Here is a 15,972-nt window from a genome sequence, read left to right as displayed (position 1 = left end):
GCCCTAAAATGCCGGGTTTCACCCACGAACGCCGCATGCCCAAGGTGCCTTCTTCTTCCCAGCCGCCAACGCCTGCCGCGCCCGATACCGGAGCACTGCCGGCGTCCTACGAAGCCGGTCTCCAGGAACTCGAACAACTCGTCACCGAACTCGAATCGGGCCAGTTGCCGCTCGACCAGTTGCTCGGCAGCTACCAGCGAGGCGCGGCGCTGCTCGCGTTCTGCCGCGACAAGCTGCAAGCGGTCGAAGACCAGATCAAGGTGCTCGACGCGGGCAGCCTCAAGGTCTGGGCGTCCGAATGACAGTCACCGAAACCGAAACCCTGCGGTGGGACGCCGCCCGTCTCGCAGCGTGGAGCGAGCCACTGCTCGCGCGCGTCGAGTCTGCGCTGTCGGACTGGGTCGGCATCGACGCACCGGTCCAGCTCGGCGATGCGATGCGCTATGCGGTGCTCGACGGTGGCAAGCGTTTGCGCCCGCTGCTGGTCCTCGCGGCCAGCGAGGCCGTCGGCGGTCACGCGGAGGCGGCGCTGCGCGCCGCCTGTTCCGTTGAATTGATCCATGCCTATTCGCTCGTGCACGACGACCTGCCGTGCATGGACAACGACGTCCTGCGTCGCGGCAAGCCCACGGTGCACGTCAAGTTCGGCGAAGCCGACGCGCTCCTGGCCGGCGATGCCCTGCAGGCGCTGGCCTTCGAACTGCTGACGCCCGATGCAAGCGGCATCCCCGCCGAAGTCCAGGCCAACCTCTGCCGTTTGCTGGCGCGCGCCGCGGGCAGCCAAGGCATGGCGGGCGGGCAGGCCATCGACCTTGCGAGCGTGGGCGTCGCGCTCGACGAAGCACAGCTGCGCAACATGCATCGCCTGAAGACCGGTGCGTTGCTGCAGGGCAGCGTGGAAATGGGCGCGGCCTGCGGTGATGTGATCGCGCCTGAAAGCCTCGCGGCATTGCGCGACTACGGCGCGGCCGTGGGGCTGGCCTTCCAGGTGGTCGACGACATCCTCGACGTCGTCGCCGATTCCGAGACGCTGGGCAAGACGGCCGGCAAGGATGCCGCGAGTGACAAGCCCACCTATGTCTCACTGCTCGGCCTCGACGGCGCCCGCGCCCAGGCGCGCCAACTCTTGACCCAGGCGCTCGACGCGCTGGACCGCTGCGCGCTGGCCGACGCCGCGGCGCTCCGCGCGCTGGCTTACATGGTCGTGGATCGCGATCGATAACGACAAGACTTCTCCATGGCTCCGCTGCTCCCCACCATCAACGATCCCTCCGTGCTGCGGCAATTCGACCGCGCTCAACTCAAGCAACTGGCCGACGAAGTGCGGAGCTGCGTGCTCGACAACGTGTCGCGCACGGGCGGCCATCTCAGCTCGAACCTCGGCACGGTCGAACTCACGGTCGCGCTGCACCACGTCTTCAACACGCCGCACGATCGACTGGTGTGGGACGTGGGCCACCAGACCTATCCGCACAAGATCCTCACGGGTCGGCGTGACCGCATGCCGACGCTGCGTCAACTCGGTGGCATCTCGGGCTTTCCGCAACGCACGGAGAGCGAGTACGACACCTTCGGCACCGCGCATTCGTCGACCAGCATCTCGGCGGCGCTGGGCATGGCGATGGCCGCCCGGCAAAAGGGCGAGGAGCGCCATTCCGTCGCGATCATCGGCGACGGCGCGCTGACGGCCGGCATGGCCTTCGAGGCGCTCAACAACGCCGGCGTGTGCGACGACTGCAAGCTCCTCGTCATCCTGAACGACAACGACATGTCGATCAGCCCGCCGGTCGGCGCGCTCAACCGCTACCTTGCGCAGTTGATGAGCGGCAACTTCTATGCCGCCGCCAAGAACGTCGGCAAGAGCGTGCTGCGCGCCGCGCCGCCGCTGTTCGAACTCGCCAAGCGCTTCGAGCAGCATGCCAAGGGCATGGTGGTGCCGGCCACCCTGTTCGAACAGTTCGGCTTCAACTATGTCGGGCCGATCGACGGCCACGACCTCGATTCGCTGGTGCCCACGCTCGAGAACCTCAAGCACCTGCGCGGGCCGCAGTTCCTGCACGTCGTCACGAGGAAGGGCCAGGGCTACAAGCTGGCCGAGGCCGACCCCGTCGCCTACCACGGCCCATCCAAGTTCGACCCGGCCGTGGGTCTGGTCAAGCCCGCGACCGCGCCCAAGCAGACCTTCACGCAAGTCTTCGGCAACTGGCTGTGCGATATGGCTGCGCAGGACGGTCGTCTGGTCGGCATCACGCCGGCGATGCGCGAGGGCTCGGGGCTGGTCGAATTTGAAAAGCGTTTTCCCGAGCGCTACTACGACGTGGGCATCGCGGAGCAGCATTCGGTCACCTTCGCCGCCGGCCTGGCGTGCGAGGGGCTCAAGCCGGTGGTCGCAATCTACTCGACCTTCCTGCAGCGCGCCTACGACCAGCTCATCCACGACGTCGCGATCCAGAATCTTCCCGTCGTGTTCGCGCTCGATCGCGCAGGGCTGGTGGGAGCCGACGGTGCGACGCATGCGGGCGCCTATGACATCTCGTTCCTGCGCTGCATTCCGAACATGAGCGTGGCTTGTCCGGCCGATGAGGCCGAATGCCGGCAACTGCTGACCACTGCATATCAGCAGGACCATCCGGTCGCGGTGCGATATCCGCGCGGTTCGGGTGCTGGTGTCACGCCGCACCAGACCCTCGAAGGCCTGCCCTTCGGCCAGGGCGAAATCCGCCGCGAGGGCAAGCGCATCGCGATCCTTGCCTTTGGCACCTTGCTCTATCCGGCGTTGCGGGCGGCCGAAGCACTCGATGCCACGGTGGTCAACATGCGCTGGGCCAAGCCGCTCGATGTCGACCTGCTGCTACAGGTCGCCGGATCGCACGACGCGATTGTCACGATCGAGGAAGGCGCGATCATGGGCGGCGCGGGCAGTGCCGTGCTCGAGGCGCTGCAGGCCGCCCAAGTGCAGAAGCCTGTTCTTCAACTCGGTTTGCCCGACCGCTTCATCGAGCATGGCGATCCGGGCAAGCTGCTCGCTGGCATCGGACTCGATGCCGCGGGCATTGAACAGTCGATTCGCGCGCGATTCGGACCGCAGGTCGGGATGTAAAGGCCGTTAAGGATCGGAGCGAGCGCGCCGCAAATCCTCTGTCAGCGCGTCGACGATCGCCGCATTGGCAGCCCCTCGCAATCGCACCACTGCGACCGGCGGCAAGTTCCACTGCAAGCGCTGCGGCAAGACACTGGCACCGCTGGCATCGGCGACCTCCTGAGCGATATCGTCCGGCAGGATCGTGATCGCGTCAGGCAAGCATCGCAACACCGATACCAACGTGTTGTTCGCATACGCTTCCAGTAAAGGCACGGGCACCGGCTGCCCAGCCGACGCGAAGATCGAATGGATCATCTGGCGGATCGGCGTATCCGTTGGCGGGAAGATCCAGCTCAGCGAGGCGAAGGCTTCCCAGTCCAACGTGCGCTTGACAAGGCGGTCGGCGGCGGCGCGCGAGGCCACGAGTCGGGGCTCTTGGTTGTAGAGAAAGTGCTGCTCCAGTCCGACTTCGGCGCCAGCAGGGGTGAAGCGGCAGATCGCGCAGTCCAGCGTGCGCGCCTGCACTGCCTGAAGCAGGTTGTCTGTCGTCGCCTCGTCCAGCGTGAAGGCCATGCGCGGCCGGAAGGCAAACAGGTGCTGCCAGAGCCTGTCTTGCGTGATGCTCGAAAGAAAAGGAATCACCCCGATGCGAAGCCTGCCCTGCAAGCCCATTGCGAGCGCTTCCAGATCCTGGCCAAGCGAGTTCGTATCCGCGAGCGCCACCTTGGCCCGCGCGAGAACCAGCGCGCCCGCGCTCGTCGGCTCCAGCCCGCGCCGGCTGCGAGTGAAGAGTGACGTCATGAAGATGCCCTCGATTTCACCGAGGGACCGCGTGACGGTCGGCTGGCTGAGTCCCAGATGCTGGGCGACACGGCTGACCGAGCGGTGTCGGTCGAGCTCGATCAGGAGTACGAAATGCCGCAGCTTGAGCCTGGCGGCGAGATGTTGAAGGGTTGGCGCTGGCATGCCCCTGATCCTAAGCACGATGCATAGCAAGGCTTGCATGCATCCATCAGAAAATATATCGAAACGGCTATTCGAGTTTTCTAAACTCAGCCACATGTTCACCACCCGCCCCGAAATCGTTGGCACCCACGGGGTCGCCGCTTCCACCCACTGGCTCGCCTCGCAGACCGCCATGGGGGTGCTGGAGCGTGGTGGCAATGCTTTCGATGCGGCTGTCGCCGGCGGCTTCGTGCTGCAAGTCGTGGAGCCGCATCTCAATGGCCCCGGTGGCGAGGTGCCGATCTTGCTGTGGAGCGAAAAAGACAAGCGCATGCAGGCCATCAACGGCCAAGGGTGTGCACCGGTTCGAGCAAGCCCGGCAGCCTTCCGCGCGCTCGGGTTCGAGCAGGTACCGGGGATCGGCCTGCTGGCTGCGACGGTGCCGGGCGCCTTCGGCGCTTGGCTCACGATGCTTCGCGAACACGGCACGTGGTCGCTTGCCGATGTGCTCGCACCTGCCATCGGATACGCGCGCGATGGCTTTCCGTTGGTGCCACGCATTTCCCAGGCAATCTTGGCGGTTCGGTCCTTGTTCCTCGACCACTGGCCCTCGTCAGCCGAGGTATGGCTGCCCGGAGGAAAGGTGCCCCAGCCCGGCGCGTTGTTTCGCCAGCCTGCGTTGGCCGCAACGTATCAGCGCCTCGTCGAGACTGCCGAGCGCGAAGCCGACGGCCGCACCGGCGTGATCGATGCGGCCATTCGTACCTGGTACCAGGGCTTCGTCGCCGAGGAAATCGACCGCTACAGTCGAACGACTGCCGTGCGCGATACCAGCGGCGAATCGCATTGCGGCCTGCTGCGCCACGAGGACATGGCGGCGTGGACCGTCAAGACCGAGGCGCCGCTCAGCATGGATTTTGGGCGCTACACCGTTGCCAAATGCGGCTTCTGGAGTCAGGGGCCGGCGTTTTTGCAGCAGATCGGCATGCTGCGCCACGCTGGCCTGCAAGACCACGCGCCTGGCACGGCAGGCTTTGTGCACCTTGTCACCGAGGCGGCCAAGTTGGCGTTGGCGGATCGGATGGCATGGTTCGGCAAGTCGCCAGGCGCGCGCGTCGACGCGCAGGCCGCCTTGTTGTCCGAAAGATATCTTCGGGACCGCTGGGCAGAGGTCGACCCGCAACATGCGTCCGAGATACTGCGCCCAGGTCATCCACTCGGACTCGCGCCGCAGGTGCCTGACCTGGATGTGAGCAGGCGCACCCTGCGTACAGCCGACACACGCTTTGGCGTCGGAGAGCCCACCTTCGCCGCGCTGCCGCCGGTCGCCGAATGGGCGGACCGGGAGATCTTTGTCGGCGACACCTGCCACATCGACGTGATCGACCGGCAGGGCAATATGGTTGCGGCCACACCCTCTGGCGGCTGGCTGTCCTCCAGTCCGGTGATTCCCGCACTGGGCTTTGCTCTCAACACCCGCCTGCAGATGAGTTGGCTCGACGAGGGTCTTCCCAATGCGCTGGAGGCGGGCGTCGCGCCCTGCACCACGCTGTCGCCATCGATGGCGCTGCGCGACGGCGAGCCCTACATGGTCTTTGGCACGCCCGGCGGCGATCAACAGGATCAATGGTCGGTCGGCTTCTTTCTGCGCCACGCAGTGCACGGCATGAATCTCCAGGAAGCCATCGACGCGCCCGCCTGGCACGTCAAGCATGGACCAGGTTCCTTCTGGCCACGCCAGACCAGGCTCAACACGCTGGCGCTGGAGTCTCGCTTTGGCACCGAGGTGCTTGATCAACTCCACGCGATGGGCCACGACGTGCAATCCGGCGACGCCTGGTCCGAGGGTCGCATGTCGGCCTGCAGCCGCGAGCGGGATTCGCAAGGCCGGCTGGTACTTCGCGCCGCAGCCAACCCACGCGGCATGCAAGGCTATGCCGTTGGTCGCTGATTTCTTCATTTCGTCAAAGGATGGATCCATGTTCCAACGCGCTTTCCGTTGTCTGTCCATGTTGCTCCTCGCGCTTGCCGCTCAGGCGGCATTCGCGACCTATCCCGACAAGCCAATCACGCTGGTCGTGCCTTGGGCGGCAGGCGGTTCGACCGATATCCTGGCTCGCGCCATCGCCGAGCAACTCACCAAGTCCATGGGCCAGCCCGTCATCGTGGACAACCGCGTCGGCGCTTCCGGCAACATCGGCTCCAACTTCGTCGCCAAGGCCAAGCCCGATGGCTACACGCTGCTCATCGGCTCGATGAGCACGCACGCCATGAACCCGACGCTGATGCCCAACATGCCCTTCAAGGGCGCTGACGACTTCACGCCGATCGCGCTGGTGGCCAACGTGATCAATACGATGGTCGTCAACCCGTCGGTGCCAGCGAAGAATCTGAAGGAGTTCATCGCGTATGCGAAGGCCAATCCCGGCAAATTGGCCTACGCATCGGCGGGTGCGGGCTCCACAAACCACCTGAGTGCCGAAATGTTCGTCAAGGCGGCGGGCATCCAGATGCTCCACGTTCCTTACAAGGGTGGGGCGCCGGCCGTGCTCGACACTGTGGGCAACCAGACGCAGGTGCTCTTCTCGGCCGGCACGCAGACTCTGCCGCACGTCAGTTCCGGCAAGCTGCGCCTCCTGGCCGTTACCGAACCGAAGCGCTCCTCCCTGCTGCCCGACACACCCACTGTCGCCGAAACCCTGCCGGGCTTCGAGATGAGCGTCTGGTATGCGGCCTTCGGCCCAGCCGGCATGCCGAAGGAATTGGTCACGCGCCTGAACGCCGAGATCAACAAGGCGCTCGCCGTTCCGCAAGTGCGCGCTCGCATGGATTCAATGGGCGTCGAGTTGGTGAACAGCACGCCCGAACAGCTCGCCACTGCCCTGCGTCGGGACACCGAGCGCTACAGCAAGATCATCACTGACCTCAACATCAAACTGGACTGAACTGGTTTGATATGACGTCCTCCTCCAACGCGGAACTTGACTCGCTGCGCTTCACGATGCCGAACGCACCGCGCGAGCACCTGTGCGAGGCGCTGGCGCACGCAAGGTCCTTTCAAGAGGCCCTGGCGCACATCAATGCAGCCCGCGAAGCGGTGCTCGGGCGTGGCCTGCTCACGATCAACCTGAATGCGACGACGCCGGATGATCCCCCGGACGAGGTGCAGCTACAGCGCCTCTGGTCCTCTGAGCCCAACGCATACCCAGTGTCCGGACGCAAGCGAAAGACTGCGACGGCCTGGACGCAGCAACTGTTTGGTCGCGCCGAAATCTTTGTTGGAGAGGGTGACTCGGCGCTCGCCGAAGTGTTCGACGACCACGCGCGAATCACAGCCCTCGGGTTGCACGCGGTATTGAACGTTCCGATCGTGGAGAGCGGACGCTGCTTCGCGACATTCAACGTGCTGTCCACGCGGCCGCGCTGGCAATTGCAGGAGATCGGCGTGGTAAGGCAGCTTGCCATGCTGGCCGCGCCCTGGGTGCTTCGGACGCGTCGCGAATCGGCCGGGTCAGGATGCCAGGGTCACATCTAGAGGTTGGAATTTGGGGCTTGGGCCCTTTCATCCGCCCAGGTACGCGTCCTGGACCTTCGGATTGCCGAGTAGCTCGCGACCGCTTCCTTCCAGCACGATCTTTCCGGTTTCGATCACGTAGGCACGGTCGGCGATCTTGAGCGCCTGCCGCACGTTCTGCTCGACCAGGAAGATCGTCAGACCGGCCTTGTTGATCTCGCGCAGCGTGCGGAAGATGTCCTGCACGATGATCGGAGCGAGGCCCATCGACGGCTCATCGAGCAGCAGCACACGCGGCTTGGCCATCAGCGCGCGGCCGATCGCCAGCATCTGCTGTTCACCGCCCGACAGGTTGCCCGCCAGTCCGTCCGCGCGTTCCTTGAGCCGGGGGAAGAGCGTGTAGATGTGGTCGAGGTCGTTGGCGCGCTGCGCACGGCCGTCGCGCCGGGTGTAGGCGCCGAGCTCGAGGTTCTCGCGCACCGTGAGCGTGGTCAGCGTGGCACGGCCCTCGGCCACCTGCACCATGCCGGCAGCGACGATCTTATGCGGCGAGAGGGCGGTGAGGTCCTGCCCGTCGAGCACGACGCGCCCCGAGGCCTTCTTGACCAGACCCGACAGCGCCAGCAGCGTGGTCGACTTGCCGGCACCATTGGCACCCACCAGCGTCGTGATCTGGCCTTCATGCAGTTCGAAGTCGATGCCTTTCACGGCCTCGATGTGGCCGTACGCGACCTTGAGCGCGTCGACCTTCAGCAGTGGCGTTCCGCTCATGGCGTCACTCCCTCGTTCGTCGCTTCGTCCTCTTCGCGGCCCAGGTAGGCCTCGATCACTTGTGGGTCATTCCGGATTTGGTCCGGATCGCCGCGCGAGATGATGCGGCCGAAGTTCAGCACCGCGATGTGCTCGCAAAGGCCCATCACGAAACGCATGTCGTGTTCGATCATGAAGATGGTGTAGCCGCGACCCGCGATGTTGCGGATCTCGTGCATCAGGTCGGTCTTCTCGGTGCTGTTCATGCCGGCGACGGGCTCGTCGAGCAGCAGCAGCTTGGGGTCGGTCGCGAGCGCGCGCGCGAGTTCGAGCTTGCGCTGGTCGCCGTACGAGAGGTTGTCGGCCACGTCGTCGCCCTTGTGGTCGAGCTTGACCCATGAGAGCAACTCGCGCGCCCTGTCGCGTGCGCGCCGCTCTTCGCTGCGGAACAGCCCCGATGAGGCGAGCAGGCCCAGGGGCCCGTAGCGCAAGTTGGCATGCATGCCGACCATCACGTTCTCGAGCAGCGACATCTCCTTGAAGATGCGGATGTTCTGGAAGGTGCGCGCGATGCCGCCGCGCGTGATCTGGTGCGGCTTGAGGCCCGCGAGGTCGCGGCCTTCGAACCGGATCGTGCCGCCGGTGGTGGGCAGCAGCCCAGTGGTGAGATTGAAGACGGTGGTCTTGCCGGCGCCGTTGGGCCCGATGAGGCCGAACACGCCGCCCTGCGGCACTTCGAGGTTCACTTCCTGCAGGACCTTGAGTCCGCCGAAGTGGCGCGAGACGCCGTCGAGGGTGAGCAATGGTGTGGCTGTTGCCCCCACGCTCGGCACTTCGTGTCCTCGCTGCCCCCCGAGGGGGCGCGAGCTTGCTTGGGGGCGGCCCGGCGCGGCGCTCATGCCATCGCTCCCTTGCGTCCGAACCATTGCCGAAACCGTGCCGGGTCCCAGATGCCCTTGGGCAGGAAGAGCACGATCAGCACGAGGATCACGCCGTTCAGCACGAGCCGGAAATCGCCGAACGCGCGCAGTGCTTCGGGCAACACGGTCAGGATCACGCCGCCGAGCACCGGGCCGGTCAGCCCGTTGATGCCGCCCAGGACGGTCATCGTCAGGATGTCGACGCCACGGTCGAAGCCATATTCATTCGGCCCGATGAAGAAGGTCAGGTGCGCGTTGAGCACGCCCGCCAGGCCCGCGATGGCGGCACCCAGCACGAAGGCGAGCATCTTGTGTCCGCCGACGTCGATGCCCATCAGCCCGGCGGCTGTTTCGTCTTCCTTGATGGCCTCGAATGCGCGGCCGATCTTCGACCGGCGCATCCGCCACAGGCCCAGCAGCACGAGCACCACAGCCAGCGCCACATGCCACCACTGGGTGGATTGAGGGATGCCGTTCAGGCCCAGCGCACCGCCGGTCAGCGATTCGGCATTGAGCACGACGATGCGCACCACCTCGCCGAAGGCCAGCGTCGCCATTGCGAGATAGACGCCGGACAGCCGCAGCGTCGGCTTGCCGATGACGAAGGCGGTGAACGCCGGTGCCGCCATGCCGGCTGCGATGGCGACCGGGAAGGGCACGCCGTAGTTCATGGTGAGGATCGCCGAGGTGTAGGCGCCGATGCCCATGAACGCCGCATTGGCCATCGCCAGCATGCCGCATGAAAGCGTGAGCCAGATCGAGAGCGCCAGCAGTGCGTTGGTGCCCAGCGTGAGCACCAGGTTGCTGTAGACCGACCAGAGATTGTCGAAACCGCTCATAGAGAAACCTCCGCGCTGCGCGCTGCGGTGCGAGCTTGCTTGAAGCGGTTCGGCGCGGCGCTCATACCTTGCGCTCCTGCACGGTCCCGAAGAGGCCCTTGGGCCGCACCAGCAGCACCAGGAACAGCAAGCCGAACGCGACCGCATCACGCATGGTCGAGCCGATGTAGGCCACCGACAGCACCTCTGCAAAGCCGAGGAACAGCCCGCCCAGCATCGCGCCGCGAATGTCGCCCATGCCGCCCAGGATGATCACCGCGATGCCCTTGTGCAGCATCGGCTGGCCCATGAGCGGGAACACGGCGTTGGAATAGAGCCCGATCAGCACGCCGGCAAGCCCGCCGAGGGCAGCGGCCGCAAACGAGGTCAGATAGAACAGCCCCTCGACATTGATACCGAGCAAGTGGGCCGCCTTCGGCGACTCTGCGATGGCCCGCAGGGCGCGTCCGAGTTGCGTGCGCTTGAGTGCCACCATCAGCACCGTCATCAGCGCGAAGGACAGCAGGATGATGCCGAGCTCCAGCGCCGTCAGATGGATGCCGGCGAGATTCAGCGATTCGCCCGACACCACGCCGGCCGGGAAGCGCACGTTCTGCGCCCCGAAGATGCCCTGCATGCCGTTGTTGAGAATGATCGCGACGCCGATGGTCGCGATCATGGGAATCAGGTGGGGTGCGTTGCGCGCGCGCAGCGGCTTGAGCACCAGGAAGTCGATCAGCAGCCCCAACAGGCCGCAAAACACGAAGGCGAACAGCAGTCCGGCCCACAAGGGCAAATCGAAACGCGCCATGGCCTGGACCGCCGCATAAGCGCCCACCATGAAAACCGCGCCGTGCGAAAGATTGATGACGCCGAGCACCCCGAAGATCAAAGTGAAGCCCAGCGCAAAAAGCGCATAGACACACCCGAGGGAGAGTGCATTGACAAGTTGCTGTTCAAGCATGGTGGATCCGTTCTCCCCCAGGTTGGCTCACTTCGTGTAGCCGCCCACCCCCTCACCGGGGGCAACACCAGAAGCCCGGCAAAGCCGGTTCTTCGGCGTTTCCCGAATGGGGGATCGGCTGTGCCGGTCCCCGCTACTTCCGGGAACACCGCGGAACTGGCTCTGCCAGGCCGCCGGTGTTGCCCCCGGTAGGGGGTGGGCGCCCGACACGAAGTGCGGGCAACCTGGGGGCGAGCCTTATTTTGTGATTACGAACTCATTGCCCTTCGTCACGCTGACGATAGGCAACTGCTGCGCGTCGTAGCCGGCGGGCTTGCCGGTCTTGTCGTTGGCACGGCGGAACTGGAACGTGCCGGTGGCACCGGTGTGCTTCACGGCGGGCAGCGCATCACGCACGGCGGCGCGGTCGACCGGGAGGTTGCCCGTGACCTTGACGTTCTTCAGTGCCTGAGCGGCGATGTACATCGCGTCGTAGGCCTGCGCTGCGAACTGGTCGGGCGCCGTCTTGTACTTCTCGGTGTAAGCCTTGATGAACTTGGTGTTCTCCGGCGTGGCGTTGCTGGCCGACCAGGGGCTGCCGACGTACAGGTTGTCGGATTGACCCTTGGCCAGTTCGAACACCTTGACCGAGTTCATGCCGTTGCCGCCGATGATCGGCACGTTGAGGCCGAGTTGGCGGGCCTGCACCATGATTGGCGCGCCTTCGGCAAGCAGGGCCGACAGCACGATCGCATCGGCGCCGCTGGCCTTGATCTTCGTCAGCTGGGCCTTGAAGTCGACGTCGCCCTTGGCGAAGGTCTCGGTGGTGGTGACCGGGATCTTCAGGTCGTCGAGCGCCTTCTTGAAGTTGTCGTAGCCGCTCTTGGTGAACACGTCGTCGTTGCCGTAGAGCACGGCGACCTTCTTGATGCCGGCGTTCTTCACGGCGGTCTTGATGGTCTCGGGGAGCACGTCGGCTTCGGTCACCGAATTGCGGAAGATGTGGTCGCCGATCGAGGTGATGCCATCAGCCGTGTTGGAGGTGCCGAAAGCCACCGTCTTGGCGGCCTGGGCGATCGGATCGGCGGCCTGCGCGGAGTTCGACAGCGTCGGGCCGAAGACCATCAGCACCTGATCCTGGAAGATCAGCTTCTTGAAGACGTTGATGGCCTCTTCCTTCTTGCCCTGCTCGTCGGCGACGACGAGCTCGATCTTGTTGCCGTTGATGCCGCCGGCTGCATTGATTTCGGCAGCGGCGAGTTCGAAGCCGTTGCGAATGGCGACGCCGTACTGGGCAGCGCCGCCCGACAGGGCTTCGGCCACGCCGATCTTCAGGTCGGCGGCCTGGGCGGCCGTGCCGAAGGCAAAGGCGGCGAATGCGGCGCCTGCGAGCAGCGAAGTCTTGAACGAGAGATGTCTCATCAGATGGTTCTTTCAGGGAACGGTGGAACGGGGGCGGCCATTTTAGAGGCCGCTGGTAACCAGTTCCTACAATCGGCCTCCCTCTCATTTCATCGTTTTCCTGGAGCCTCGCTCGATGCATCGTCGTTTTCTGATCCAACGTGGCGGCATCGCCGGTGTGCTGGCCGCCGGCATCGCGCCCGCGGTGCATGCGCAAGCCCTCACGCGTTGGCGTCTTGCGTCGAGCTTCGCGCAGCCGTCCGACATCCTGCTCGGGGCTGCCCAGAGCTTCGCCCGGAAGGTCGGCGAGATGAGCGGCGGCAGATTCCAGATCGACGTTCATGCCGCGGGCGAACTGATGTCGCCGCTCGGTGTGCTCGACGGCGTGGAGCGTGGCGCGATCGAGGCTTGCCACACGTCGGGCGCCTATTTCTTCGGCAAGAACCCTGCCTTCGCGTTGGGCGCGGCGATCCCGTTCGGCATGAACGTACGGCAACTTGCCGCGTGGATGAACGAAGGCAACGGATTGAAGCTCACCCGCGAGTTTCTCGCCGGCTTCAACGCGATCAACTTTCCTTGCGGTAGCGCCGGTGCGCAGCAGCTTGGGTGGTTTCGCAAGGAGATCAGGAGCGTGCAGGACTTCAAGGGGCTGAAAGTCCGCGCCGACGGCTTGGCCGGGCGGGTGATGGCGCGCTTCGGTGCCGCGCCCCAGGATCCTTCGGCCAGCAACGATGTCCGACAGGCGCTGGGCAGCTTTGCCATCGGCGCGGCCATAGGGACCAGCCCATACGACGACCAGAAGCTCGGGCTGCCCAAGGTGGCACGCCACGCCTATTACCCCGGCTGGTGGGCCGGTGCGCTGCAACTCGACCTGCTGGTCAATCAAAAGGCATTCGATGCGCTATCGGCCGAATACAAGGCGATCGTGCGGGCCGCGAGCGCGTCGGTGAATTCGGAGGTCCTCGCGCAGTACGATGCCCGGAACCCTGCGGCGATCAAACAGTTGACCAGTGCCGGGGCGTTGCTGAAGCCTTTTCCGCGGCCCGTGCTCGATGCTGCCTTCGAGGCCTCGATGGACGCGTGCAGGGAACTCGATGGGTCGAATCCCGCCTGGAAGAAGATCCACAGCGACTACCGGACATTCCAGAAGGAACAACTCTTCGCAGACCGCTTTCTGGCGTCGCCGTTCGACGTCTACATGCAGTCCGCAAAGCTGTAAGTCGAACCCGGGTGTCGCCATAATGGCAGATGCCTTCGAGCCTGCCGCCCAGTACGCCATTCAGCGCCCCCGGCGCGCACTCGATTGACTCCCCGGCCATGTCCCACGCTGGGCGGGAGTTGCTCTCTCTGGCGTTGATCGACGCACGAAACCACACGCTTCATCTTCTGTCGCTGTACGAGCAGGCGCTCGGTTCGGCTGACCTCGTGGTGCCGCAGGACGAGGGCATCGATCCGCCAATCTGGCTGGCAGGTCATATCGGCTGGTTCGCGGAATGGTGGATCGCGCGCAACACGCAGCGCGCGTTCGGCGTCGACTGTCCAGTGCGTCCGACGCGGCTGGCGGCGATCGAACCGAATGCCGACGTTTGGTGGAACCCTTCGCAGATCGATTCCGCGGAGCGCTGGTCCGCCGACCTTCCGGATCTGGCGCAGACCAAGGCCTACCTGCTCGAAACGCTGGAAGGCACGCTGGAGTTGCTCGAGCACGCCGCCGAAACCGATGCCGGCCTCTATTTCTACCGGCTCGCATTGTTCCATGAAGACCTTCGCGGCGAGCAACTGGTCGTGATGGCACAGACGCTCGGCCTCCCGCTGGGCGTCGAATTCCCGCCCTCTGCCGTGACCCGGGAGCCGGTGCTGGTCCCGGCGACCTCATGGGAGCTCGGACAAGCTGACACGGGCTTCTTCTTCGCGCAGGAAGGCGGCATGCAACGCGTCGAGGTGCCGGAATTCGAGATCGATGCCCAACCCCTGACCTGGAGCCAGTACGTGGAGTTCGTCGACGACGGCGGCTACGACCGGGCCGAGTTCTGGCGCCCCGAGGGCCTGCAATGGCTGGCATCCCAGACCGAAGGCCGACGCGGACCGCGGCACGTCGAGCAAATCGGCGCGGCGCGCCATGGCAGCGGCGGCTCCGTGCTGCGTCAACAATTCGGCAGGACGATGCGTGCGGCCGGCAATCACAGCGTGGTGCACGTGACCTGGTGGGAGGCCGATGCGTGGGCGCGCTGGGCGGGTCGAAGGCTGGCCACCGAAGTCGAATGGGAGATTGCTGCCCACACCGCAACGCGGCGTGGTTTCCGCTGGTCCGACGTCCACGAATGGACTGCGGGCACGCTCCAGCCATGGTCGGGTTTCCGTGCCGATCCGTGGAGCGAAGGCGGCGAGTTCGACCCCCAACCGGCATTCGGCCACGCGCGCGTGCTGCGCGGCGCATCGTTCGCGACGCGAGCACGGATGCGGTCGCCGAAGCGAAGGGGCTTCGCACTGCCCGGACGTGACGACGGATTCTTCGGTTTCAGGACCTGCGCCATCTGACCCACTTGCTTACTGGAGGCTCGCACCATGAAAGCTGCCGTGCTCGGCGAATTCGGAAAACCTCTTGTCATCGAGGACATCCCCGTTCCCGAGCCGCAGCCCGGCGAAGTGCTGATCGAGGTGCTCGCCTGTGGCGTGTGCCACTCCGATCTGCATATCGTCGAAGGCGACCAGGCTGGACTTCGCGCCCACACCAAGCCGCGCGTCGTGCCCGGGCATGAAGCCGTCGGCAAGGTCGTGCGTTGCGGCGATGGCGTGACGGAGCTTCGTGTCGGTGATCGCATCGGCGTCCCATGGCTCTACCGCGCCTGCGGAAAATGCGAGCAGTGCCTGGAAGGCAACGAGAACCTGTGTCGAAAGGGATCGGCAGTGACCGGCATGTCCGTCGATGGCGGCTTTGCGCAGTTCATGTGCGCGAATGCGACCTACGCGGTGCGCATACCGGATGCATTGAGCGACGAGCAGGCCGCCCCGCTGCTTTGTGCCGGCGTGACGAGCTATCGCGCGCTCAAGAAGGCGAATATCGTCCCGAAGCAGCGCGTCGCCGTGCTTGGCGTCGGGGGGCTTGGGCACTTGGCCGTTCAGATCGCGCGTGTCATGGGCGCCGAAGTTTTTGCTCTCGACGTGAGCGACGCGAAGCTCGCCCTGGCCCGCGAGTTGGGTGCGGACCATGCCTTGAATGCTGCCGACCCCGAAGCCTTGGCCTCGATCCGAAAGCGGGGCGGCGCGCACGTAGCTGCCGTCACCTCAGCGGCCCACGTTGCCTACGATGCCGCGATGACCATCCTGCGGCCGGGCGGCACCTTGTGTGTCATCGGCTTGCCTTCGGACCCCCTTCGATTCCACGCCCTGGCGCTGGTCGGCAGCGAAGCCCACATCGTCGGGTCTGCTGTCGGCACGCGCGAGGATCTGCTTGCTGTGCTCGATATGGCAGCCCGGGGCGAATTGCACTGCCGCGTGGAATCGAGCCCGCTTTCGAAAGTCAATGAAGTCTTCGATGCCATGCGCAGCGGCAGCATTCATGGCCGCGTCGTGCTCGATCCGCGTGCCTGACCGCCTCG

General features: G+C 65.3%; 15 protein-coding genes. 9 read left to right on the top strand and 6 right to left on the bottom strand.

Going from position 1 to position 15,972, the window contains the following annotated elements:
- Window positions 1–35 precede the first annotated feature (35 nt).
- Genes xseB through dxs form a run of 3 tightly spaced genes read left to right on the top strand, consistent with a single transcriptional unit; the run spans window position 36 to window position 3,100 of the window.
- On the top strand, window positions 36–302 hold the full coding sequence (xseB, locus tag AC1DHL_RS15185; RefSeq protein ID WP_478099421.1) for an exodeoxyribonuclease VII small subunit: 267 nt from the start codon (window positions 36–38) through the stop codon (window positions 300–302).
- Entirely contained in the window at window positions 299–1,222 is a 924-nt protein-coding gene (locus AC1DHL_RS15180) for a polyprenyl synthetase family protein (protein WP_478162467.1), read from the top strand. Before xseB ends, AC1DHL_RS15180 begins: the two co-directional genes overlap by 4 nt.
- Window positions 1,223–1,237: 15 nt before the next feature.
- Complete coding sequence (dxs, locus tag AC1DHL_RS15175) at window positions 1,238–3,100, top strand: 1-deoxy-D-xylulose-5-phosphate synthase (protein WP_478162466.1); 1,863 nt, start codon at window positions 1,238–1,240, stop codon at window positions 3,098–3,100.
- A 6-nt stretch (window positions 3,101–3,106) separates the two neighbouring features.
- Here the strand turns inward: dxs and AC1DHL_RS15170 are convergent, their stop codons facing one another.
- Complete coding sequence (locus tag AC1DHL_RS15170; RefSeq protein WP_478162541.1) at window positions 3,107–4,144, bottom strand: LysR family transcriptional regulator; 1,038 nt, start codon at window positions 4,142–4,144, stop codon at window positions 3,107–3,109.
- Here AC1DHL_RS15170 and AC1DHL_RS15165 point away from each other — a divergent pair.
- Genes AC1DHL_RS15165 through AC1DHL_RS15155 form a run of 3 tightly spaced genes read left to right on the top strand, consistent with a single transcriptional unit; the run spans window position 4,143 to window position 7,562 of the window.
- Complete coding sequence (locus AC1DHL_RS15165; protein ID WP_478162465.1) at window positions 4,143–5,978, top strand: gamma-glutamyltransferase family protein; 1,836 nt, start codon at window positions 4,143–4,145, stop codon at window positions 5,976–5,978. The genes AC1DHL_RS15170 and AC1DHL_RS15165 overlap by 2 nt on opposite strands.
- A gap of 28 nt (window positions 5,979–6,006) precedes the next feature.
- Window positions 6,007–6,972: a Bug family tripartite tricarboxylate transporter substrate binding protein gene (locus AC1DHL_RS15160; RefSeq protein ID WP_478162464.1), complete on the top strand. Its 966-nt coding sequence runs from the start codon at window positions 6,007–6,009 to the stop codon at window positions 6,970–6,972.
- An 11-nt stretch (window positions 6,973–6,983) separates the two neighbouring features.
- A complete protein-coding gene (locus AC1DHL_RS15155; protein WP_478162463.1) occupies window positions 6,984–7,562 on the top strand; it encodes a GAF domain-containing protein in 579 nt (192 codons plus the stop codon).
- 27 nt (window positions 7,563–7,589) lie between these two features.
- Here AC1DHL_RS15155 and AC1DHL_RS15150 read toward each other — a convergent pair whose 3' ends face one another.
- From AC1DHL_RS15150 to AC1DHL_RS15130, 5 genes are all read right to left on the bottom strand, one after another.
- The gene (locus AC1DHL_RS15150) at window positions 7,590–8,312 is read right to left on the bottom strand and encodes an ABC transporter ATP-binding protein (protein WP_478162462.1); all 723 of its coding nucleotides are present in this window, start codon (window positions 8,310–8,312) and stop codon (window positions 7,590–7,592) included.
- On the bottom strand, window positions 8,309–9,094 hold the full coding sequence (locus AC1DHL_RS15145) for an ABC transporter ATP-binding protein (protein ID WP_478099417.1): 786 nt from the start codon (window positions 9,092–9,094) through the stop codon (window positions 8,309–8,311). The genes AC1DHL_RS15150 and AC1DHL_RS15145 overlap by 4 nt, the downstream gene beginning before the upstream one ends.
- A gap of 92 nt (window positions 9,095–9,186) precedes the next feature.
- Window positions 9,187–10,050 carry a branched-chain amino acid ABC transporter permease gene (locus tag AC1DHL_RS15140; RefSeq protein ID WP_478099416.1) on the bottom strand — a complete coding sequence of 288 codons (864 nt, stop codon included), beginning with the start codon at window positions 10,048–10,050 and terminating at the stop codon, window positions 9,187–9,189.
- A 61-nt stretch (window positions 10,051–10,111) separates the two neighbouring features.
- The gene (locus AC1DHL_RS15135; RefSeq protein WP_478099415.1) at window positions 10,112–10,993 is read right to left on the bottom strand and encodes a branched-chain amino acid ABC transporter permease; all 882 of its coding nucleotides are present in this window, start codon (window positions 10,991–10,993) and stop codon (window positions 10,112–10,114) included.
- Between the two features lie 237 nt (window positions 10,994–11,230).
- On the bottom strand, window positions 11,231–12,394 hold the full coding sequence (locus AC1DHL_RS15130; RefSeq protein WP_478099413.1) for an ABC transporter substrate-binding protein: 1,164 nt from the start codon (window positions 12,392–12,394) through the stop codon (window positions 11,231–11,233).
- A 115-nt stretch (window positions 12,395–12,509) separates the two neighbouring features.
- Here AC1DHL_RS15130 and AC1DHL_RS15125 point away from each other — a divergent pair, with 115 nt between their 5' ends.
- From AC1DHL_RS15125 to AC1DHL_RS15115, 3 genes are read left to right on the top strand one after another with little or no spacing between them, the layout of a single operon-like run.
- Window positions 12,510–13,592 (top strand): TRAP transporter substrate-binding protein, encoded by a 1,083-nt coding sequence (locus AC1DHL_RS15125; RefSeq protein WP_478162461.1) that lies wholly within the window; start codon window positions 12,510–12,512, stop codon window positions 13,590–13,592.
- A 29-nt stretch (window positions 13,593–13,621) separates the two neighbouring features.
- Window positions 13,622–14,911, top strand: coding sequence for an SUMF1/EgtB/PvdO family nonheme iron enzyme (locus AC1DHL_RS15120; protein WP_478162460.1), 1,290 nt, complete (start codon window positions 13,622–13,624; stop codon window positions 14,909–14,911).
- A gap of 27 nt (window positions 14,912–14,938) precedes the next feature.
- Complete coding sequence (locus AC1DHL_RS15115; RefSeq protein ID WP_478162459.1) at window positions 14,939–15,964, top strand: alcohol dehydrogenase catalytic domain-containing protein; 1,026 nt, start codon at window positions 14,939–14,941, stop codon at window positions 15,962–15,964.
- The last annotated feature ends 8 nt before the right edge of the window (window positions 15,965–15,972 follow it).

Source organism: Variovorax sp. 10L426 (genome assembly GCF_056395305.1).
Note: the sequence above shows the minus strand (reverse complement) of the source record. Positions and strands in the feature narration are given on the sequence as shown.